Origin of the sequence: Weeksella sp. HMSC059D05 (genome assembly GCF_001809725.1) — a bacterium.
In the GTDB taxonomy this organism is placed as follows: Bacteria; Bacteroidota; Bacteroidia; order Flavobacteriales; family Weeksellaceae; genus Weeksella; species Weeksella virosa.
This window is the reverse complement of the sequence record NZ_KV798514.1, coordinates 83326-104997: the sequence shown is the minus strand read 5'-3', so window position 1 is coordinate 104997 and position 21672 is coordinate 83326. Positions and strand designations below refer to the sequence as shown.

General features: G+C 37.2%; 17 protein-coding genes. 4 read left to right on the top strand and 13 right to left on the bottom strand.

Features of this window, described 5'->3' with window-relative positions; translation table 11 throughout:
• Positions 1-11 precede the first annotated feature (11 nt).
• Positions 12-3170, bottom strand: coding sequence for a T9SS type B sorting domain-containing protein (locus HMPREF2660_RS00475; RefSeq protein ID WP_070485155.1), 3159 nt, complete (start codon positions 3168-3170; stop codon positions 12-14).
• Between the two features lie 133 nt (positions 3171-3303).
• Here HMPREF2660_RS00475 and HMPREF2660_RS00470 point away from each other — a divergent pair, with 133 nt between their 5' ends.
• Positions 3304-4893 (top strand): peptide chain release factor 3, encoded by a 1590-nt coding sequence (locus tag HMPREF2660_RS00470; RefSeq protein ID WP_013597561.1) that lies wholly within the window; start codon positions 3304-3306, stop codon positions 4891-4893.
• 247 nt (positions 4894-5140) lie between these two features.
• On the opposite strand, the gene HMPREF2660_RS00465 is transcribed toward HMPREF2660_RS00470, so the two are convergent.
• Positions 5141-6517, bottom strand: coding sequence for an NAD-dependent succinate-semialdehyde dehydrogenase (locus tag HMPREF2660_RS00465; protein WP_070485153.1), 1377 nt, complete (start codon positions 6515-6517; stop codon positions 5141-5143).
• Between the two features lie 164 nt (positions 6518-6681).
• On the opposite strand from HMPREF2660_RS00465, the gene HMPREF2660_RS00460 reads away from it, so the two are divergent.
• Both HMPREF2660_RS00460 and HMPREF2660_RS00455 read left to right on the top strand, forming a co-directional pair.
• Complete coding sequence (locus HMPREF2660_RS00460; RefSeq protein ID WP_070485151.1) at positions 6682-9459, top strand: T9SS type A sorting domain-containing protein; 2778 nt, start codon at positions 6682-6684, stop codon at positions 9457-9459.
• A 54-nt stretch (positions 9460-9513) separates the two neighbouring features.
• Positions 9514-9792, top strand: a complete 279-nt coding sequence (locus HMPREF2660_RS00455) for a hypothetical protein (RefSeq protein WP_013597564.1) — start codon at positions 9514-9516, stop codon at positions 9790-9792.
• A gap of 79 nt (positions 9793-9871) precedes the next feature.
• Here the strand turns inward: HMPREF2660_RS00455 and HMPREF2660_RS00450 are convergent, their stop codons facing one another.
• From HMPREF2660_RS00450 to HMPREF2660_RS00435, 4 genes are all read right to left on the bottom strand, one after another.
• Positions 9872-10621: a T9SS type A sorting domain-containing protein gene (locus HMPREF2660_RS00450; protein WP_013597565.1), complete on the bottom strand. Its 750-nt coding sequence runs from the start codon at positions 10619-10621 to the stop codon at positions 9872-9874.
• A 64-nt stretch (positions 10622-10685) separates the two neighbouring features.
• Complete coding sequence (locus HMPREF2660_RS00445) at positions 10686-12359, bottom strand: T9SS type A sorting domain-containing protein (protein WP_070485149.1); 1674 nt, start codon at positions 12357-12359, stop codon at positions 10686-10688.
• Positions 12360-12408: 49 nt separating this feature from the next.
• Positions 12409-14070: a DUF6029 family protein gene (locus HMPREF2660_RS00440; protein WP_013597567.1), complete on the bottom strand. Its 1662-nt coding sequence runs from the start codon at positions 14068-14070 to the stop codon at positions 12409-12411.
• 30 nt (positions 14071-14100) lie between these two features.
• Positions 14101-14589: a TlpA family protein disulfide reductase gene (locus tag HMPREF2660_RS00435; protein WP_070485147.1), complete on the bottom strand. Its 489-nt coding sequence runs from the start codon at positions 14587-14589 to the stop codon at positions 14101-14103.
• 22 nt (positions 14590-14611) lie between these two features.
• On the opposite strand from HMPREF2660_RS00435, the gene HMPREF2660_RS00430 reads away from it, so the two are divergent.
• Positions 14612-15688 (top strand): Omp28-related outer membrane protein, encoded by a 1077-nt coding sequence (locus HMPREF2660_RS00430; protein WP_041942040.1) that lies wholly within the window; start codon positions 14612-14614, stop codon positions 15686-15688.
• 147 nt (positions 15689-15835) lie between these two features.
• Here the strand turns inward: HMPREF2660_RS00430 and HMPREF2660_RS00425 are convergent, their stop codons facing one another.
• The 7 genes from HMPREF2660_RS00425 to HMPREF2660_RS00395 all read right to left on the bottom strand — a co-directional run bounded on the left by HMPREF2660_RS00425 (position 15836) and on the right by HMPREF2660_RS00395 (position 21594).
• Positions 15836-16537: a hypothetical protein gene (locus HMPREF2660_RS00425; protein WP_013597570.1), complete on the bottom strand. Its 702-nt coding sequence runs from the start codon at positions 16535-16537 to the stop codon at positions 15836-15838.
• Positions 16538-16645: 108 nt separating this feature from the next.
• A complete protein-coding gene (locus HMPREF2660_RS00420; RefSeq protein WP_255356384.1) occupies positions 16646-18475 on the bottom strand; it encodes a S9 family peptidase in 1830 nt (609 codons plus the stop codon).
• Positions 18476-18569: 94 nt separating this feature from the next.
• Positions 18570-19391: a hypothetical protein gene (locus tag HMPREF2660_RS00415; RefSeq protein WP_013597572.1), complete on the bottom strand. Its 822-nt coding sequence runs from the start codon at positions 19389-19391 to the stop codon at positions 18570-18572.
• Between the two features lie 166 nt (positions 19392-19557).
• The gene (locus HMPREF2660_RS00410; protein ID WP_013597573.1) at positions 19558-20154 is read right to left on the bottom strand and encodes a Tll0287-like domain-containing protein; all 597 of its coding nucleotides are present in this window, start codon (positions 20152-20154) and stop codon (positions 19558-19560) included.
• Positions 20155-20198: 44 nt separating this feature from the next.
• Positions 20199-20435: a hypothetical protein gene (locus tag HMPREF2660_RS00405; RefSeq protein ID WP_013597574.1), complete on the bottom strand. Its 237-nt coding sequence runs from the start codon at positions 20433-20435 to the stop codon at positions 20199-20201.
• A 3-nt stretch (positions 20436-20438) separates the two neighbouring features.
• A complete protein-coding gene (locus HMPREF2660_RS00400; RefSeq protein ID WP_255356383.1) occupies positions 20439-20756 on the bottom strand; it encodes a rhodanese-like domain-containing protein in 318 nt (105 codons plus the stop codon).
• 31 nt (positions 20757-20787) lie between these two features.
• Entirely contained in the window at positions 20788-21594 is an 807-nt protein-coding gene (locus HMPREF2660_RS00395; protein ID WP_070485141.1) for a sulfite exporter TauE/SafE family protein, read from the bottom strand.
• Between the last annotated feature and the right edge of the window lie 78 nt (positions 21595-21672).

The window sequence follows — 21672 nt, the reverse complement described above, 5'->3', positions numbered from 1 at the left end:
CTGTAAAATTACTATTTATTTTTTACTGTAATGTTACCAGAATACTTAATATTGATTTGTACACTTTGGTTGTTAACATTCGGATAATCGATGATATACCAATAATCCCCTGACGGAATTGGTGTACCATTTCTTTTTCCATCCCAATTTAATATTTCGGCGTTTCCTTCTTTTCTTACAAGTGTTTGTCCGTAACGATCGAAAATCTGCAAACGCATAATATGAGGACTATCAAATGTGGTCAAAGGTTTCCACACATCATTTTTACCATCTCCATTGGGTGAAATAAAATTAGGCAAATCGAACACATAAATTCCAGAAACCGAAACGCCTCCACATTCGTTTTCTCTTACCCAAACTGTAATGTTTTTTCCACCTTCGATCGACTCGAATTTTTTACTACTTTGCCATTGGGTAGGAAGCGCTCCATCGTACGAGATACCATACTCCAATCTTCCTCCATTTCCTTTGGCTTCTACTGTCAATGTTCCGTTTTCGATTGTGATCGATTTTATCGTCGGATCGGGTAAGGTTTCGATGGTAAAAGTATATACATCAGAGGTACAAGCATTTTCTGATTCAGCCGTAATCGTATAACTACTTCCTACTGGCAATTGATAAGTAGTGTCATTTATGGGGTAAATCTCAACGCCCGCATCATTCATTATCGTATAGGTAAGATTCTCGTCATAATTGCCAAGAGTAGTAATATCAAAATCAAAAACTCCTTGCGAACAAAGTGCAGGAAATACTGGCAATTCGATGGTTGGTTGCGTATATTTTTGATAGGAAATAAACAAATCCTTGCTACTACATTCGTCATGTCTTCTAACTGTAACCTTCACTTTTCCGGCAGGAGAAGTCATAGCTTGTACAAGGTCTAATGCATTTTGATCAAATACAACTCCAGGATGATTTTCTTGTATTTTAGCCAACAAGTCTTTCACTTGATCAATTGCCGTATCCGAATCATTTTCGCAAAAGCTAACTTGGTTCTCATCAAAGTATGCTTGCGTCACACTCAAATCATCAGAAAATTCTTTGGCTTTATTGATAGTGATGGTAGAAGCAATTGTACAAGTCTGAACGGTTTTATTTCTAATTTCTATAGAAATCGTCTTTGTCGATTCTGTACCGAAAGCTATTGTTATAGAATTATTTTCGTCGTGTAATTTTCCGTTGATATAGATCGGGTAATCCAAAACATCCTTACCAATATTCATCCTCAACCAGTCGTTGGTTATTTTTATTGAGTCGTCGCAATCAGCGGTCAATTCAGGTAAATTCGACAAATCAAAATCGGGTTGATTGATGGCTTTTACTTCTACCTGCAAGGTTTCGGTATTACATGTTTCACCGTTTTTCTTGATCGTGAAATCGACCATTTGCATTTGATTGGCCTCGATATTTATAGGAAAGCTGATCGAACCAAACTCATACGTTACGTTGCTCAATCCCAAAGTAGAACTCAAATAAGTTTCTAATTCTGTTTGAGAAACCACAAACTTTTCATTTTCTGACAAACAAGATGATAGCAATGGCTGAATTGGTTGTGTAACAGAAATAGAGCTTTTTGTTAATTCATACGTCCATTTTACTTCAGTTTCACAATGTCCATTTAATTCTCCTTTCACGGTAATTACTCCGTTATTTTTATCCGTGATATAGCTCAACAAAACATCTTCTTCAATCTCTAAACCATCTTCGTAATAACGCAAAGTAGCTGATGTTCCGTTTCTTATAAATGCAATTGCATCATCAATATCTTTTTGTTCCAAATCGACTGCACACGTTTTCAAAGCATAAGTTTCTAAATCAATTGGTTCTGTTTTGTTCACGGTAAAATTCGCTACAACGCTTACACAAGAATTGTCGGCATTATCCATCAGTTGTACTTGAAAAACAAATGAATTATTTCCCGAGAAAGTGATGGGCGTTCCTGGCGCATAGCCCGTAACAACTAAAGTATGATTGGTTGCAACCTTCAATAAGGTTCGTAATTCTTCCCTACTCAAAGAAGAACCTTCACACAGATCTTTGTTAAAAACAGCTCCTGCATCGAAGGTAGGATTTGCATTCGAAAACTTTAAGGTAATCCAATCAGAAGTTGCAGAACAAAATTGTGTTCCTTTGTATTCAACTTTTATTTTGATGGTCTGATCATTCGGAAAACTTCCCGTTATCGGATTTCCGACTTGATCTATTTTTTCGACAATAGCGAAATCAGCAGCATTGGGTACATTGAGAATAGCATTTATCAATTGTTGATCCGTCATTTGTATCGTTGTAGCACAACTCTCAATTTGTCTTTCTGCTTCGGGTCGAATAGCCGTTGAAAAATCGTACACCGGTTTGAAAACCAAGTCTACTTTATACACATATTTTAGGTCATCTGAAGCATCTAAAACTTCCGCATAAATCGTTTGATTATTCGTGATTTCAGTTGCCCCAAAAGGAATTGACATTTGCTCATCTTGGTAAAAAGAAACTTGTGAAGTCGGTACTTCAGCATCCGTAGCAACCTCTGTTCGCAAGGCATCAACCAAATATTTCCCGCCTTCGCATTCGGTGTTTTTGACCAATGTTTTTTGTTCTACCGTATGCACAATAATATCGAACTTTGCATTTACTTCCCCATAAACACCGATAATTATTTTTTCACCAGTCTTTAATTGATCATTACCTCTAAAATCTTTTAAATATCCAGAATAAACGTGTGAAGGGCTTAAGTTATAAATTTCACATTTTAGAGTTGAGCTTTCTTTTAACCCTTTTGATTCTCCCTTGACACCTTTCTCAATCGATCGAATGTACTCAATCGTTTTTCTTGAAGATTCTCCATCTTTAGGTTTGAAAATATGTGCATTGTCATCACTTTTTTTCAATTTCCATACAATAAAATAAAGCCCATTGTTAGCAGAATGTAAATCAAATGAAAAGTCGGTATTATAAGATGATTCATATATGAAATACTTAAATCCATCTCCTTTTGCTACAGTATTGTCTCTACAATTAATCTCAACTTCATTCTTAGCCAAATCCCAATTATGGTTTATTTCAGTTAACATTAAATTTTCATTCAATCCATTTTTCAACTCATGAAATTCTGGTATTTGTCCAAAAACCGTATAACTGCATATCAATGCCCACAACAATAAAAGTCTTTTCATTTTCTTCCTTTTCTTTCGCTCCAATTATGTATAACGCTAAAAATAAAATATTATTCTATTCTTGGGGCGAATCTAAAGAATTTATTAAGAATCTGTTATCTTTGCACTCTGAATTTTTTTTTAGAATCGAACCATGGCAACTTTAGAACAAGAAATAAAAAAACGTAAAACCTTCGGAATCATTGCTCACCCCGATGCGGGAAAAACTACCCTTACCGAAAAACTTCTTCTTTTCGGAGGTGCAATTCAGGAAGCGGGTGCCGTAAAAAGCAATAAAATAAAAAAAGGAGCGACATCCGATTTTATGGAAATCGAACGTCAACGTGGAATTTCGGTTGCTACTTCGGTTTTGGCTTTTGAGTACAAAGGCAAAAAAATCAACATCCTCGATACGCCCGGACACAAGGATTTTGCCGAAGATACCTTCCGTACCCTTACGGCTGTTGACTCGGTAATTGTGGTGATCGACGTTGCAAAAGGGGTCGAAGAGCAAACCATCAAACTCGTAGAAGTTTGTCGAATGCGCAATATCCCGATGTTGGTTTTCATCAATAAAATGGACCGCGAAGGAAAAGATGCCTTTGATTTGATGGACGAAGTGGAACAAAATTTAGGATTAAAAGTAACTCCCCTTTCTTGGCCAATTGGTATCGGGGCGACCTTCAAAGGAATTTATAATATTTGGGAAAAAAACATCAATCTTTTTTCTGCCGACAACAAACAAAAAATATCAGAAACAACCAAAATAGACGACCTCAACTCACCAAAATTGGTAGACATTGTAGGAGAAAGCTATGCCGAAAATCTACGTAGCGAAATCGACCTTATCGAAGGGGTTTATCCAGAATTCGATCATCAAGCATATTTAGAGGGAAAATTACAACCGGTATTTTTTGGCTCTGCCTTGAATAATTTTGGAGTACGAGAGTTACTCGATGCGTTTGTCGATATTGCTCCCATGCCACAACCCAAAGCGACAGACGAGCGAATTGTAGATCCGTTCGAAGATAAATTCTCGGGCTTTGTATTCAAAATTCACGCGAATATGGATCCGAAACACCGCGACCGTTTGGCTTTTGTGAAAATAGTTTCAGGAAAATTCGAGCGAAATAAAAACTATCTACACGTACGCCAAGGGAAGTCGATGAAATTCCCTTCGCCAAATGCATTTTTTGCCGACAAAAAAGAAATCGTCGATCTATCGTTTGCCGGTGATATCGTTGGTTTACACGACACCGGAAACTTCAGGATTGGCGATACACTTACCGAAGGCGAGAACTTCCATTTCAAGGGAATTCCGTCTTTCTCACCAGAGCATTTCCGCTATATCAACAATGCCGACCCGATGAAGGCAAAACAATTAGAAAAGGGAATCAAACAATTGATGGACGAAGGGGTTGCGCAATTGTTTACTTTAGAAATAAACAACCGAAAAGTAATTGGTACGGTGGGTGCCCTTCAGTATGAGGTTATTCAGTACCGTTTAGAACATGAGTACAATGCCAAGGTTACGTACGAACCATTTTCTGTGCACAAAGCTTGTTGGGTAGAAGTAGACAATGAAAAATCGGAAGAATTTTTAGATTTTAAACGCGTAAAACAACGGTATTTGGCACGCGATAAATTTGATCAGTTGGTGTTTTTGGCCGACTCTGCTTTCACAATTCAGATGACGCAAGAAAAATATCCATCAATAAAATTACACTTTGTTAGCGAATTCTAAATCTTGTTTTCGATGGATATTCTTTTCAGATTTTGGTAGGATGTTCATCAAGACGAAACCCAAAAGTCATAACAAAATCTTTTTAATTTAGAGAATTATCTATTGGATAGACACCCGCACAAATTGATAAATAAAGAATAGTAATGTTCCAACAACAAAAAAAGGTTACGAGCAGATGCTCGTAACCTTTTTTATTAAGTTTATTTTCTTACCGAAAAAACTGTTCTGTTGCTCATCCTACCGAAAATTATCTTAGGGTGAAGATTAGTTTTTTATTCACAAACTCTTCTATTCCAGCTTTTGATAATTCTCGCCCATAACCCGAACGTTTTGTTCCGCCAAACGGCAATTCTTCACTCGAAGAAACTTGCTTGTTGATATAGACCATTCCCGAATCTATTTTACGCGCCAATTGTTGTGCATATTCTATATTTTCTGAGTAGATCGATGCGCCCAATCCATAAATAGTGTCGTTTGCCAAGGTTATCGCTTCCTCTTCGGTATCGAAAGGGAAAAGACAGACCACAGGTCCAAAAATTTCCTCGTCGTATGCAGGCGTTCCTTTGGTAATATTCTCGAGAACGGTTGGAGCCAAAAAGAAACCTTTCTCGTGCATGCGTTCTCCGCCCAACGTAACCTGAACTCCTTTGGCTCTAGAGTCGTTTATTTGCTGTAGAAGTTTTTCCAATGCACCTTTAGTACATACTGGTCCCATGAGTGTATCTTCTTCCATTGGGTTGCCTACTTTCATGTTTTTCATGTAGGTCAATAATTGTTCTTTATAAGTATCGTACAACGAGCGGTGCACAATGATTCTTTTGGATGAAGTACAGGCTTGCCCAGCATTTCTCAAACGACCGTTGATAGTACCTTTCATTACTTTTTCCAGGTCAGCATCGGCCAAAACAATCATTGGATCAGAACCGCCCAACTCCAACACAGAGCGTTTTATGTTGCGTCCGGCAATTTCTCCTACCGAAGCACCCGCTACATCTGATCCGGTGAGCGACACTCCTTTGATGATTGGGTTATCGATCAATTGCCCGACTTTGCCACCTGAAATCAATAGATTTTTATACAATCCCTTTGGGGCCTGTACAGCGGCAAAAATTTCGTCATATGCCATGCCACATTGCGGAATATTGGAGGCTGTTTTCAGGACAATCGTATTCCCTGCCATAAGGTTTGGCGCTACGAAACGAGCGATTTGTGAGAATGGAAAATTCCATGGCATCACACCCAAAAGGACACCGATTGGTTCGGATACTACATAAGCTTCACCTTTTTCGGTTTGTACGGGATATGTTGCCAAAAACTGCTCGGCATTCTTAGCGAAATACTCGAAAATATTGGCCGAATAATCCACCTCGATCAATGATTCTCTATAGGGTTTCCCCATTTCTTTGGTAATGAGTTCGGCATATTTTTGTTTGTTCTTTCGCATTTCTTCGGCTACACCTTGTACAATTTCTGCACGATGGGCGAAAGTTTCCCATCGCCAAGTGGAAAAACATCTTTGTGCATCTGACAAAAACGTCTCGATTTGATCTTGGGTATGGGGTTCGAATATTTTTTCTATCTCTTCGGTAAATGGGTTTAGGGTTTTTATTGTAGGTATTGACATAATCTTGTTTTAAGTCTTACAAATTTCGTAAATTATAAGCAAAAATGAGAACTTTAAATGAAAATTAGAGGAATATTATATTATAGTTATCAATTAATTTTCTTGTAAAAAGGCTACAAAATAGAATTAATTTTGTAAACAAATAACTAAACAGTTAATCTATAATGAAACATTTTTATTTTATGAATTGGATGATTGTCCTGATGGGACTGATCTCCTCAACCGCCTTAGGGCAGAATGTGGCTTATGAAGCCCACTTTAATAATCAGCAAGGAGCTGGTGGTACGTATAGAACAGACCTAGTAATTGAACTAGAGAATAGAAATTGGTTTGCATCTGCAGCTTATTATGGAAATGATGAATTTAGATTGGGGCACAATAAACAATCTAATATCCCAAGTAAATTCAATTTATCTGGTCAAGGTTCATCAATTGAAATGCAATGGGATATTGAAAATGTATCAGACTTTAAAATTGAGACAGGGAAAACATATGGAACTGTAAGCAATTGGTACATTTATGAATCTGTTGACGAAGGAAACTCTTGGTATTCTGTAGCTACAGGAAGTAATATTGGACAAATCCAATATTCTACTGCGACCCCTAAGACTGCAAGATATGCTCTTGTTATTACAGGAAGCAAGAATCCTCGATTAGTTTTGTCTAATGTTACTATCCTCAATCAGATTGGCACCCCAACCAACGAGCCACCGGTAATCACTACTGAACAAACTACAATCGAAGGTGTTTTTGGGGGTAGTTTATCTTTTGCGGTAACGGCGAACAACAATCCTACTTCTTGGACTGCCACAAATTTACCTCAAGGAATAACTTTTGATAACGGAGTTTTCTCGGGTACTTTTGAGAAAGCAGGAACTTTTATTACAACCGTAACCGCTACAAATAAATACGGATCAGACCAAAAAGATTTCACTTTCAAGATTGCTGATGAGCCTGTCTTGACTGATTGCTTCGAAGAAAAATTCGATGGGCTTGAAGGAAATAACACTGGTACAACAGGCTCAAATTCTACTTGGAAAGGAAACGAAAACTTCCCGACAGTATCTTCTGCTTACCAAGCTGGTGATGCTGTAAAATTAGGTGCATCTAAAAGAGCAGGAAGCATCACCTCTAAGGTATTGGACAATATCCAAGGAGATGTTAGCGTAACTTTCGATGTAAAAGGATGGACAAACGTAGAAGGTGACATCTTAGTAACCTTAGGGTCGCAAACACAAACAGCTATCTATACAGCAAAAATGGCTGATAATTTCGAAACCGTAACTTTACATTTTTCTGATGTAGAAGCAAATTCTACCATTACATTTGCAACCTCTGAAAAACGTGCATTCTTGGATAACATTTCTGTATGCAACGCAGGCGGAGCAGAACCTGCTAACCAAACTACATGGGACGGAACAGCATGGTCTAATGGTTTACCAACAGCACAAAAGAATGTTGTAGTTTCGGGGGCTTTAGAGATTGCCCAAGACATAGAAGCAAAATCTTTCACAATCGAAACAGAAGGTTCGGTTACCGTGAAGACAGGATATAACCTTTCTGTACAAGGTGTTATAGAAAACAAAGCGAATGCGGCAGCTTTCGTTGTAGAAAACAATGCTAATATTCTACAATCACAAGATGTTACCAATATTGGAGAGATTACAATCTTACGTAACAGTACTCCTATGGTAAGAAATGATATGACGTTGTGGTCTGCACCAGTAACAGGACAAGGTGTAAGAGCTTTCTCACCAGAAACATTATTCAACCGTTTTTGGACGTTTGATGAAGCAAACCATACTTATAAAAACATATTCAATACAGAAGATGCTGCAGACGTGAACTTCGCAACTGGAAATGGTTATGCAATTCGTGTGAAAAACACTTTAGCAAGCGGAACAGAAGCGGTACACGAAGGTAAATTCATCGGTAAATTGAATAACGGTACGTATACAGTAAATGTTAGCAAAACTGGTCAAGGATTCAATTTGATAGGAAACCCTTATGCTTCTTCTATCGATGGAATTGGATTCTTACTCAATAATATAGATATTGTAAACTCTGTACATTTCTGGACGCATGCACATGCAGTAGGTTCTGCGGAATTCGCCAACAATTATCTTACCTACAATAGAGCAGGTGGTACTGATTTAGACGATTTAGAGAACATTGCATCAGGACAAGGTTTCTTCGTAGAAGCTACCCATGCAGGGTCTATTGTTTTCAATAACGAAATGCGTACGAAAGATGCTGCTATTTTCCATAAAAACAACATCGAAAGAAACCGCATTTGGTTGAGTTTGAGTAGCGATAATAAGATCATCAACAACACTTTATTAGCCTATATGACAGGTGCTACTCATGGTATCGACAAACAATTGGATGCAAAATCAATCACTTCTGATATGACTTCATTATACCAAGTAATCGACAATGAAGCTTACAGCATTCAATCGCGTAGTTTACCATTCGACCGAGAAGATAAAGTTGCTTTAGGTTTCAATGCGCTTACTGCGGGTACCTACACAATCTCGATTGCAAAAACAGATGGTTTATTTGCAGAAGGTCAAGCTATATTCTTGGTAGATAATCAAACCGAAACTGTACACAATTTAGCTACACCGTATACTTTCCAAGCGACAGAAGGTGTAAACAACGATCGTTTTGTAGTAGTATACGAAAACCGTACAATGGGAACCAATAATTTCTTCAACCAAGCGCAAATAGCTGTTTACAACCAAAATAACCAAGTTGTTGTTGAGGCAAAAAACAATCTATCTTCGGTAGAAGTAATGGATGTACAAGGACGTGTAGTATACGCTAAAAACAACATTAATGAAGCTAAGCACATCATCTCTACCTCTGCTAAAGGTGTAATGATTGTGAAAGCAACGACAAAAGATGGACAAACACTTACCCAAAAAGTAATTATCAAATAAGAATACTAATCTAGAAGAGTATTTTCGGATACTCTTCTTTTAAACCTTGTTAATATGAACATCAATAAACTAAAACTTACAGTACTTTTCGTTGCAGGATTATTCTTCACAGCGAATGCACAATTCTTCAAGAGTGATAACCAAGAAGAAGGACATAGCTTTTTCAATAATGCAGAAAGAGGTCTTCCTGGCACTCCTGGTACAGATGGTGGTATAGACGAAGAAGATCCAGAACCAGGTCTACCAATCAACGATTACATCCCTTATTTGCTAGCAGCAGGGTTAATGGTAGCGTTTGCAAATCGTAAGAAACTAGCCAAACTCAATAAATAAGAAATATTGTAATTACTTACAAAAAAAGTCCACCAAGCGGTGGACTTTTTATTTATTGAAGATTATAGAAATGTAAAAATTATTTCACAAGTATTTTAGAAGTTGTGGTTTTCCCCGAAACACCATTGAATTGTAAATAATAAATACCTTTGGCAAAACCAGCTAAACTCAGGTTCGATTTTCCAGCTTTCAGTTCTACTGTTTTAAGCAACTGACCAGTTGCGGAAAGGATGTTAGTTTTTGCATCTTCTTTGAGATGAACGGTAGTGAAATCTTTGGCTACAGTTGGTGCCACTTCTGCTATAGAAATAGAAGAACTCACATCACTAACCCCCATGTTTTTCTCGTAACGATACGTTAGGTAAAAAGACGTATTGGGTAGTTCTTGTCCGTTTGCATCCAATTGTAAGAAACGGAATTTATATTCTACAACATCACTTCCACCTTCGAAGTTTGCAAAGTAATCATACATACTTTGTACTTCTCCAGGAGCAATATGTGCACCGCCATTAGGGTAGAAATAATTTTTTACTACAGGGTAATAACAATCTCCTCCGAAACAGAATTGTGCCATTTCACCATCTGCATTGGTCATCTCGATTACTTCTCCTGCTGCGATTATTGTTTCGTTACCAACATTTTTCAGAACATAGTACAGTTTAATATCGTCCGTAACATCTTGCGTCATGTCGCCAAATACATTAAAAACATGTACCGAGTTATTTTCATATTCTACGCCATCTAAATTAGAAACCGTAAATTTTTGGTTTTGAGCTTGGCTAAATCCTATTAAAGATAGGAATGAGGTGAGTACTAAAATTTTTTTCATAATATTAAAGTGTTAATAAACCAAGTGGTCGAGTATTACTCTACCACTTGATAAAAAGTTTATGTTATTTAATGATGACTTTTCTGGTCGAAATAGATGTGCCATCGTTGATTTTCACTACATAGGTTCCTTTTCCGAAACCACTCAAATCTAGTGTCGCTTTGCCCGAGTTGTGGTCTTTGGTGTATAGTTTACGTCCTGCCATATCCATCACTTCTATTTGCGATTTCGTTTTCAGCTCAACATGTACTATTCCGGTCGATGGATTTGGATAAACCTCTAAACCATTTTTGCCAAATTCTGTCGTAGACATTGTCCCGTCTGTAGAGAAATTTACCGTTGCTCCTTTCCCGTAATTACCAATTGTTTGATATAAAACTACGCCGTTATGGTCGACTAATTTCACTGATTTCCCTCCATCTCCGTACGAATCTATTAATTGAAACTGGAAACAATCTACACCTTCTAACTCAATCGGAATAGTATAAGTTTGATTATTACCATAGTTTTTTCCTTCGTACACAACCGTACCAGCAGAATTTAGAATCTTCCAAGACGTTTCTATCCCGTATTGATCTGTACTCAAAGTTAAAGTTAATGAATTAGATGACTCTTTCGCTTTTAAGAAGCTTGTACTGATCGTGTTGTTCGAGTTGTCTTCATCGTCTGGTAAAATAATTTCAACTGAATTATTATCGATAACCGTAAAAGGTGTTTCAGGCAATTCTATTGTCGTACGATTCAATGCTTTTAATTCACCTGTCCATGTATACGTATGGGTTTCTCCATTGATTTTGTACGTAATAAGCAATGATGTCAAGGTATTTTGTCCGTTGTTTTTAATTCCGATAACTGGATTTATTTTTCCTAGACAATTTGGTAAAATAGTTTCGATAGAGTTTACCTCAATTTCATTTGCTTTAGCGATTCCTGTGAAATCTGGTATTGTTCCTGCACCAGTCATAATCTCTTGATTTCCTTCTGCTATAAACGCAACCAACTCGATATCATCTGGCACAATAGGAACATTATTATGTGCTTCTGGTAAAGTTACTGTAAAGGTTCTATCGACAAAAGAGCCTGCCTTGGTAGTAGTGATTTCCTCTCCCCATTGTCCTGTAATCAAATCAATTAAACGATGCATGTGTATGTAATTACTGCCTTGTCCTCCACCTGCTTGTGGTCCTTTGGTATTATTTTGCAAAACTGCAATGTTCAGTTTATTCGTCGACACAGGACTATCTCCGGTATAATAAGCTTCTACATGCACCACCAGTTCACGTGTACTTACATTCAATGAGGCTTCCATACCCAAATTCACATAAGAAGGTTGAGACAGGATCTGATTCGAAGCAGAAGTCCATCCACCTCTACTTAGTGCTGTGCCACCTGCGGTCATCGGAGCTGGATTCGTAAATACATGACGATTAACTGTCCCCGAAGGATATCCATTTAATCCACTTTGGTTTGCTATCGCATTTCCGTACGGTGTTCTAAAATCGGGCGTAGCATTCGCATAACCTCCCTGGTGTATATTGATCAAAAATACTTTTCCTGGATTCGCTTCTTGTATAGCTTTTGCAATTGCATGCCCATCGGGACAATACCCACACTTAACACCTGTGAATTCTTCTAAGACAACTTTCTTATTTTCGGCTGTGGTACTAACAATCGTTTGCCCAAAAGCTGCCACAGGTAACAAAAATGCTACCAAGTAGTTTGTAAATTTTTTTTTCATATTGTTGTGTTTTAATAAATAGTTTTTCTTTAGGAAAACAAACCGCCGATTAGAATGATTGATATAACGAAACGGTAAGTCCTGTATTTTCTGGTACGAAACGACAAACACCTCCTACACAAATCAATCCTCCACGTTGACGTCCGTAATTTAAGGAAACACGAGTTGATTCTTTCGAGTAACTTCCTCCTACACTGTAATAATGAAAGCGTTTGTCTTTGTCGTCATTCCCATAATTATAGGTGTCAGACAGATAAAAATTCCAATTATAATTAAAATTATATTCTACCAAAGCTGCCGCCCAGTTTTTTCGATCGCGTTTGGTCTGAAGGTGTTGCAACTCGAATCGAACCGAATTTTTCGGATTGAGTTTGTACAAGAAATCTCCGACCACTACATTCGATAGAATAGATGAATAATTTCCACCTTCTACAATTCCTTTGTTGTAATAGATATTGGCATACGTGAAAATCATCGAAAATTTATCTGTCCATTTTTTATTGATTTCGAAATTGACATCGTGAAAGAATTTTTTTCCAAAATCAAAATATTTTGTACCGTAATAATCGCCATCAAAATTTGCATTCAACCCATTCCAGTATGATGCATTGACGGCTAATTTTGTTCCGTACTTTCCACCAAGTGCACTTCCTTTCTTAAAGTTGTAATACAAATCGAGTTGCCCACCGATTTCACCAGCTTCTTCTTTCTCGAAATTGATATTCGGTTGTGCTTGATAGACATAAATGTTGGTCAACAAATAGTCGTGTTGTCTGGTAAGTGCCGGAATATAATTCACGATTCCTTCGTTGTACACATTCGCAGAGGGTTCACTCAAAGCACGCTCAGCGTACATTCCCATATTCTCCATACGTCGGAAGGTTGCATTTACACCAAAACCACGAGTAGAGTATCCTGTATTTATCAATAAAGCATTTCCGTCGTAATATTTTTCAGAGGGTACACCAGCTGATAAAACCGGCTGTTCTCCTTTGTGAATGTATTCTACATTACCGTAAAAACCACTGCTTCCTGAGTAACCTAAACGGGTAGAAAAGTTACTGGCGTTTTGCGGGAAATCTTCTATAGCTCCTGTATACGATTCATGTTGTCCGACGTAGCTTAATCCTAAGTTCAGAGTGCTGTTTGATTCTGAGTTGAACATACGTAAAAGATTCGTCTCCAAATCCAATCCACCAATTGTTCCGGCAGAGGTTTCGAAACCAATGCGTTGATTACCGACAATACCCTTCAAGGTTGTGAAATCATTTGGTGTATACGCCACGCGAACTCCTCGCATGCTGTTATTGATCCCAATTTGTCGATCTTCCCAACTACGGTAGACTAAACCACTACCGAATTGATCGTAGAAATTACCTGCTGTTACGTCTACTTTATCGCCTTTGTACCGGAAATAATACGTGGCTATTTTATTATCATTTAATTTTTCTGAATAACCCAACAAAGCAGAAGGTAAATAAGCCTCATATTGCATACCTGCCGAAAATTTACCTAAAGTATAGTCGAATTTAATATAATTATTAGACCGAAAAGGATCGTCGGGCTGCTCGAAATTAAGATCTTTATCGTCTTGATACCATTGTCCTGTAGACTCTATGCTCCCGGTCAGCGAACCTGGTCCAAGATCTACTTGCGCCAATAGAGATAACGTTGGGAAAACCAGCGATAATAAAATTAGAGATTTTTTCATGTGTTAATTTGTAAGGTAATAATGTATTGTTTATTTAGAAAAATCTTTGATTTGTTCGTACAATTCAACTTCAGAACCTGGCTGATAGCCTACATGTCGATAAACAATTTCCTTGTTTTTTACGATTACAACGTAAGGTGGTGAAGAAATATTTAGCAAACGTTTCAGGTCGTTGTTGGTGTCCAATAAGATATTAAAATCCCAACCTTTACCGTTTACCATTGGATTTACGCGGCCTACTGTTTTAGAATCGTCCAAAGAAACTGCATAGAAATCAAAAGGAGTTTCACTTTGCCAATCATCCATTTGATCATTAATAGCATTTAATTCTTGGATACACGGTCCACACCAAGTTGCCCAAAAAGCGATTACCATTGGTTTGTCATCGGTAGAAAGTTCTCGTAAATCTACTGTTTTACCTTTTAGATCTTTTAAGGGTGCTGTTGGGAACTCAGCTTTCTGTGCAAAAGCTGTGAATACAAAAAGAGAAAAAACCAAACAAAATAATTTTTTTTTCATTAGTTTTATATTTTTATTTTTGATGATTCTAACACTTTCGAGTTGTGGAACTGAAGAACCAATCCCTGAGGAAACACTCTCGCTTAGCATTCATCCGAAAACTATTCAAGTCGGTGACGAAGTATCTTTCACCGCTCAGTCTAACTTAGGTGGCGACGTTAGCGATAAAGCCATTTACTATGTTAATGAGCAATCGATAGAAGGCAGAACCTTCCAACCATCTGAAGCTGGAGAATATAATGTACATGCCATCTTTAACGGAATCAAATCTAAAAAAGAAAAATTTACTGCAACCGAAAAGCCTATTTCATCTTTTACAACAAAGGTTTTGGTAGAAGATTACACCGGTACTTGGTGTGGGTATTGCCCAAGAATGGTTACTATTTTACGTTATCTTACCGAATATAGCGACCGTATTATCCCGATTGCCATCCATAGTGACGGAATTCCGGCAGATCCTTGGCGATACGAGTTTAGCAAACAAATGCAATCTCCAGATAATTATAACGCAAACGGTTTACCAAAGGGTAAGATTAACCGAATTTATGATCTGAATCAATTCACCCAAACAGCTAATTGCCCGAATGATCCTCTACTCTATCGTCCACAAATGGATGAATATCTCAATAAAACGAGCAATTTAGGATTGGCAATTAATTCTACATTGAATGGTCAGCAGTTAGATATCACTGTAAAAGTTGGTTTCGCAACGAATAGTGTTCCAGATGCACGTTTGGTTGTGACTCTAATAGAGGATGGTTTGAAACATAATCAAACCAATTATTTTGCAGGGTCGAATGCGGTTTGTGATCCAGCGAGCAACTATGCAGAGATGCCTAGATTGATTCCAGATTTCCCACAAGAACACGTTTTACTAAAAGCGTATACCGACATTTTTGGGGATATTATTCCACAAGAAGAAATTAAAGAAGGGAGTGTTTATACCCGAAAATTTTCGGTTCCTTTACCAGCCAACGTTACCAATGCCAACAATCTTAGTTTAGTTGCCTTTGTTTTAGGGAATGGTAAAGAAGTAAAAAATCGTGCTGTAATCAATGTTCAAAGAGCGAAAGTTGGTGAAGATCAACCTTTTGATTAAGCTAGATTTTTCTATCCTACATTTATTAGAAAACTAATTTTTACACTAAACAAAAACGGGCAATTCAATAAGAATTGCCCCTTTTTATGTTATATCATTATAATCACTTCTATCTATGCTTTATCTTGCCGAAATTATTATTAGTTTTCATCGTTTGAGTACTGCTCGGTAAGTATCGTTAATTTCATCCAAACTCATCAGCTCTAGCTTATCACCTTGCACAAAACATTCTTGGATAAAGGCAAATGCTTTGTCTTTATCGAGCGACGAATCTATATGAACTCCTGCAAAACGAATATTTTTCATGTACACATAAAATTCATAATCGAAACTTTGTTCACCAAAATGGGTATTGGCTACTTTGCCTTTCCATTTGATGTCGTAGACACCTAGATCATCGTTGTCGAATGGTTTGAGGAAAGTTATTTCATGATCTGCACAAGTATCTTTTCCTAGCATAGAAATACCAAAAGCTAAATTTTCGGGAGATTGAAAATCTATTGGTAGTGGATCAACATGAAAGAGTTGATTATGCAAGTTATCGAGGTCTAATTTTTCTTGTATGGTAGTAAGATCGACACCTTTATTGTTCCAATAAAAACTAGAAAGAATACATTGGTTGAAGTTGATCCATAAAGATTTATCGCTATATTCTTCTGAGGTGTCTTCGATTAGATCGGCATCATCTTGGTATTCTTCTTCTTCGTCGTAATTGTCTGATTCTAAATGCAAATCCATCCAAAGTTTTAGATGTTCATCTAAATGCATTCTCCAGGTAAATTCTACTATTTTATGCCCATTCTTGAAAGGGCTGTTGGTAAAATAAATTCGGTTATTTTCTCTACTCATATTGCAGTTTTTATGATTTCTGAAAGGGTGAAAGCTTTTACAATCAACACCTCTCAAATTTAAAAGAAAAAACTTACCAATGGTAAGTCTTTTCTTTATAAATATTCTTTAGTTCATGGTTTCTTTCAACCATTTGAAAAATTCTTTGTGCCAAATCAATGAGTTTTGAGGTTTTAACACCCAATGATTTTCTTCGGGTAAATAAATCAAACGACTTTTTATCCCTTTTAGTTGTAACACCTGAAATGCTTCTTGTCCTTGCCCCATCGGTACACGGTAATCTTTTCCTCCAATATAGATCAACATGGGTGTATCCCATTTGTTAACCATTTCTTTCGCACTAGGATCAAAATTTTTATAGGTTTTCTCAGCGGCTGCATTATCTGTTTCCCACCAAGCACCACCAGCATCCCAATTGGTGAAAAATAATTCTTCGGTTGTACCGTACATAGATTTTAGATTAAAAACTCCATTGTGCGAAATAAAGGTTTTGAATCGCCCATTATGAATTCCGGCCAAATAAAAGACCGAGTAGCCACCATAGGATGCTCCTACAGCTCCTAATTTTTTATCATCAACATAGCTTTCTTTGGCAATATCATCGATTGCAGAAAGATAATCATCCATCACTTGTCCACCCCAATCTTTGGAGATTTGCTCATTCCACTCTACTCCATGCCCGGGCATTCCTCTTCGGTTGGGTGCTACGACAATATAACCATTTGCTGCCATTAGCTGAAAATTCCAACGGGTAGAATAAAACTGAGAAAGAGCTGATTGTGGACCTCCCTGACAATATAATAAGGTAGGATATTTCTTGTTAGGATCGAAATTGGGCGGATAGATAACCCAAACAACCATGTCTTTTCCGTCGGTTGTTTTGACGATTCTTTTCTTTACTTCACTTTTCTCAATAGAATTGAACAAAATTTCATTTTCACGTGTTAGAGCAAAAAGTTGACCTGATTTTAGGTCAACCGTGTATATTTCTGCCGCATGATTGAAATCGGTTCTACTTACAATTGCTTTGTTGCCGACTACTTCATGCAGATTTGCAATATCGAATTGCCCATCGGTTATCTGGGTTATTTTAGGTAAGTTTTTGGTGTCGAAATTCACATCAACCGAAAACAACTGTACGGTTCCTCCTACCGGTGCATTGAAATAGATTTTCTTACCATCTCCGCTCCACTTATATCCGAAAACGGTTCCGTCCCAATGTTTGGTCAAATTAACTTCTAAATTTCCACGACGAACAATCAAATCATTTTTATCAGCCTCATAGCCATCGTGTTCCATCGATAAAAAAGCAAAATCATTTTGTGATGAAAAACTTGGTGCCGTATCGTACCCCATTTTTCCTTCGGTAAGATTTTCGGTTTTCCCTGTAGCCAAGTCATACGCATAAATATCGGTATTGGTGCTGAGTGCATAATCGGTGCCGAATTTCTTTTTTGCTACATACAAAACCTTATCGGCATTTGGTGACCATATATATTCGGTAGCTGAAAATGGTTCATCGGCCAAGATGTCTTTTTTGATGCCTTTATTTTGAACAAAAACATGCGTAAATTCTCCATTGTTCCAAGTATCCCAATGACGATAATTGAGCTCGTTATAGATTTGTAAATTCGATTCTGGATATTGCGGATAATAATCTTTTCCATACACACGTTGCAGTTTTACCTCTTCGGTACTGAGCGTTTTAGTTCCGTCTTTGGATTTATTTTTATCAATTACTAATTTTTTATAATCTTGTACCTCCACTGCTTTACCACCTTGCAAAGAAACCTGAAAATAAGCAACTTTATCTTCTTGTGTTTCTATGTCGGGGGTTGCCACTTTGTACACCAATTTTTTCTGATCGTGGGTTAATCCTACTGGACTTACCTTTTTCACTTGCCACAATTTTTCGGGCGTCATATAGTTTTGAGCCATACTAATAGTAGTTATGCAAATACTGCACACGAGGAGTGTCTGCTTCAACATATAGTTTTTTTTGTAAGCTAAAATAGGATTTATTCTTGATTTTTTAATTGAAAACTGGAATTATTGCACCGAATACAATGTTTTGTTGAGAATACCAGATCGATTGTTTCGCCTTGTCGCTTTTATCGGCTGTGGTGCGAATATCATTCATGCGAATATACCCTCCTTTTATTTCGGTCTGTATAAAGAAGTAGTCCCAAAATGTAAAATTGATTCCAACCATCAAGCCAGTCCCAAATCCAGCCAAATGAAATTCATCATACCGCTCTTGTCCCATCAATTGAGTATTGGTTTTAGGGTATAAAATTCCTGCTCCAATTCCTTCGGTGAGGTTGACATCGATTCCTTTTTTGTTTTTCAAGATTGGGAAATATACTAGATTGTCGAAACGTCTAAGTTCGATATTCGCATAGTTCAACCCGTCGGTATGCTCAAATGTCAAAAAATCTTTGGTTAATTTTTTACTGACATGGTGATAATCGCCATCAAAAGCAGATCCGTTATGGATATTCCCATTCATGTTCACGATTTGATCTTGATCCATCACATACTTCATGTGGTCGATCCCAAAAGAAACATTCCAATTATCATGATAGAAGTATCCTAATCGGAAATTGTATTGTGGAATTGTCATTTTACCTGGATTGAAATATTTCAGACTAAATGTAGTCTGACGGTCGTGTGCCGCAACGCGATCCAAAGTAAAGTCATAGTCTTTGCCTACAAATCGAATGTCTGATTTGCCAAATTGTGCATGGTTCCACCCCCAATAAACAAAAAACTTCCCTTTATTTTCTTTCCCTTGCCCAAGCGCGACTCCTACTCCCACGAGAAAAGTAATAAAGCTATAATATAAAATTTTCAATATTGTTTGATTTTTGTAGGTCGCAAAATTACGAATATAGTCAGCGAACCATTGGCTTTTAATACATGATTTTTGTCTTTGTTGGCAGCATTTCTTATGATAATAATCATAAAAAAAAGCCGAAGATATTCTTCGACTTTTTACTCTTTGTTTTCGTTGTATAACTCTATTCTAAGCGGGTGAATGTTTTTTTATTATATTCAATCTTCCATAAAGCACGGTAATCATTTAATCGGTAGCCTATTGCTTGATCACTTGGATAATGACTTTTAATTTTCTGATAGGTATTATTATCGATATCCTCGCCAACATTCCCATGGCATTTGATACATGTAGGCATGGCTAGATTGATACGTTTGTAATAGACATAGCCTTGTTCTTGTTGCAAAAGAGAGTCTTGTAAATCTTTGTTAATACTAAAGTTTTCGAATACTTTTTTATCGGTTGTTGTTTGTAGACCGTTATCAGGATTTCGTGGTTTGTTGGTTATTCTTTTCAGTGTGATATGATATTTATCGGCCAAAGAATTTGTTAAGAAAGCTGCATTTGTATTACAAAATTCCACAGCATATTCAGTTCCACCTTTACTGATTGCGTTACTAACATTTTTCATCAGTAGGATTTGTGCTTTTGTTGCTATAGAATCTGCGCTGTCTCGTAGTGCTGAAAGCTCCTCTTTTTCGATTTGTTTTTTTTCTTGCTTTTGATCACAAGAGAAGAGCAAAAGATAAGAAAAAATTAAACAAGCAATTATTCGTTTCATTAGTAGACAATTTAGGTTAAATATCGTGTTATTTATGATATTTTTCACTTTTTTTCTTCAGAAAACCATTTTTTATCGACTAGTTTTCTTTTGGGTTTCGGGCAAACTACATGCTTTTTCTCTACAGCAACCAATGTGTTTTCCCACGCAGTATAACTGAGCAGTAAGCCGAAAAAGATAAAAATCCAAGTTTTAGTAAAAAAGGCTTGTAGAAGGATGAGCACCCCTAACACTAAACGAAGAATTCTCATAAAATTCCAACCAAAAATATGTGTTCTCATGGTTTATGATTTTTGGTTTATGGATTGTTTCGCACGCTGTACGTGTTGCCATTTTCCTCCGTTGACAACAGCCAAAATTCCTTTTTGCTGAAGAACTTTTTTGGCCATTCCACTGCGGAAACCACTTCTACAAAACACAACAATACACGAATGTTTACGCAATGTTTCTAGTTGTGTTGTTATTTTATCGAGCGGAATATTCACAGCACCTTCTACACTTCCGTTGGCAAACTCAGCCTCTGATCGTACATCGACCAAATACGGATTTGCCATCAAAGCGTTTTCTAATTCTCTATTTTTCTTACCCAATAAGCGGTTCATCCAACCAAACATATTTTCTTTTTTTATATGATTATAAAATTAACTCTTTAACTAAAATGTAAACTCCCATCACGAGAACGAAATATCCAAAGGCCGTTTTTAGTTTATCTCCCGCAATTTTTTTCGATAAGAAAATTCCGATAAAAATTCCCACAACCGCTAATACTGTAAAGATAGACAAGAGTTGCCAATCGATTATTTCGCCGTTGTTTATATCTCCCAAAAATCCTAACAAAGATTTGATTGCGATGATGAATAACGAGGTGCCGACAGCTAATTTCATGGGCATTCTCGCCAACAAAACCAAAGCGGGAATAATTAAAAAACCACCTCCTGCACCGACCAAACCGGTTAAAACTCCGACCAAGCCGCCCTCTAACAAAATCATCGGATAGTTGTATTGTATTTCGTCTTTGTTTTGATCTTGGCAATAAGGACAAGGGCGAATCATAGAGACAGAAGCCAAAATCATCACAACAGCAAACAAAATCATTAAACCGATCGACTTGGTCAACTCCAAATCACCTATCCGCAAAAGCACATCGGGCAACAACGGGATGAGGTAAGCGCGGGTGAGATAAACAGCAGCAATGGAAGGAATCCCGAAAATAAAAACCGTTTTGAAATCTACTTTCTTTTGCATTGCATTTTGCACTCCCCCAACCAAAGAGGTTGTCCCGACCACAAAAAGTGAATAGGCCGTTGCCAAAACTGGATTTACTCCCATGACGTAGACCAATATAGGCACTGTTAAAATAGAACCTCCACTCCCGATTAATCCCAGAGACACTCCTACCAAAACAGCCAAAATATATCCTATAGTTTCTACTCCTATCATCTTTGTATACTTGTTATCGTTACAAAACTAATCCCAAAACCCGTTTTAGGCAGTAACAATTGTTACAGAACAAAAGGT

Excerpts from the sequence above, each read along its gene's own strand:
- HMPREF2660_RS00475 (WP_070485155.1), bottom strand. The coding sequence starts at position 3,170 with ATGAAAAGACTTTTATTGTTGTGGGCATTGATATGCAGTTATACGGTT.
- HMPREF2660_RS00470 (WP_013597561.1), top strand. The coding sequence starts at position 3,304 with ATGGCAACTTTAGAACAAGAAATAAAAAAACGTAAAACCTTCGGAATC.
- HMPREF2660_RS00465 (WP_070485153.1), bottom strand. The coding sequence starts at position 6,517 with ATGTCAATACCTACAATAAAAACCCTAAACCCATTTACCGAAGAGATA.
- HMPREF2660_RS00460 (WP_070485151.1), top strand. The coding sequence starts at position 6,682 with ATGAAACATTTTTATTTTATGAATTGGATGATTGTCCTGATGGGACTG.
- HMPREF2660_RS00455 (WP_013597564.1), top strand. The coding sequence starts at position 9,514 with ATGAACATCAATAAACTAAAACTTACAGTACTTTTCGTTGCAGGATTA.
- HMPREF2660_RS00450 (WP_013597565.1), bottom strand. The coding sequence starts at position 10,621 with ATGAAAAAAATTTTAGTACTCACCTCATTCCTATCTTTAATAGGATTT.
- HMPREF2660_RS00445 (WP_070485149.1), bottom strand. The coding sequence starts at position 12,359 with ATGAAAAAAAAATTTACAAACTACTTGGTAGCATTTTTGTTACCTGTG.
- HMPREF2660_RS00440 (WP_013597567.1), bottom strand. The coding sequence starts at position 14,070 with ATGAAAAAATCTCTAATTTTATTATCGCTGGTTTTCCCAACGTTATCT.
- HMPREF2660_RS00435 (WP_070485147.1), bottom strand. The coding sequence starts at position 14,589 with ATGAAAAAAAAATTATTTTGTTTGGTTTTTTCTCTTTTTGTATTCACA.
- HMPREF2660_RS00430 (WP_041942040.1), top strand. The coding sequence starts at position 14,612 with ATGATTCTAACACTTTCGAGTTGTGGAACTGAAGAACCAATCCCTGAG.
- HMPREF2660_RS00425 (WP_013597570.1), bottom strand. The coding sequence starts at position 16,537 with ATGAGTAGAGAAAATAACCGAATTTATTTTACCAACAGCCCTTTCAAG.
- HMPREF2660_RS00420 (WP_255356384.1), bottom strand. The coding sequence starts at position 18,475 with ATGGCTCAAAACTATATGACGCCCGAAAAATTGTGGCAAGTGAAAAAG.
- HMPREF2660_RS00410 (WP_013597573.1), bottom strand. The coding sequence starts at position 20,154 with ATGAAACGAATAATTGCTTGTTTAATTTTTTCTTATCTTTTGCTCTTC.
- HMPREF2660_RS00405 (WP_013597574.1), bottom strand. The coding sequence starts at position 20,435 with ATGAGAACACATATTTTTGGTTGGAATTTTATGAGAATTCTTCGTTTA.
- HMPREF2660_RS00400 (WP_255356383.1), bottom strand. The coding sequence starts at position 20,756 with ATGAACCGCTTATTGGGTAAGAAAAATAGAGAATTAGAAAACGCTTTG.
- HMPREF2660_RS00395 (WP_070485141.1), bottom strand. The coding sequence starts at position 21,594 with ATGATAGGAGTAGAAACTATAGGATATATTTTGGCTGTTTTGGTAGGA.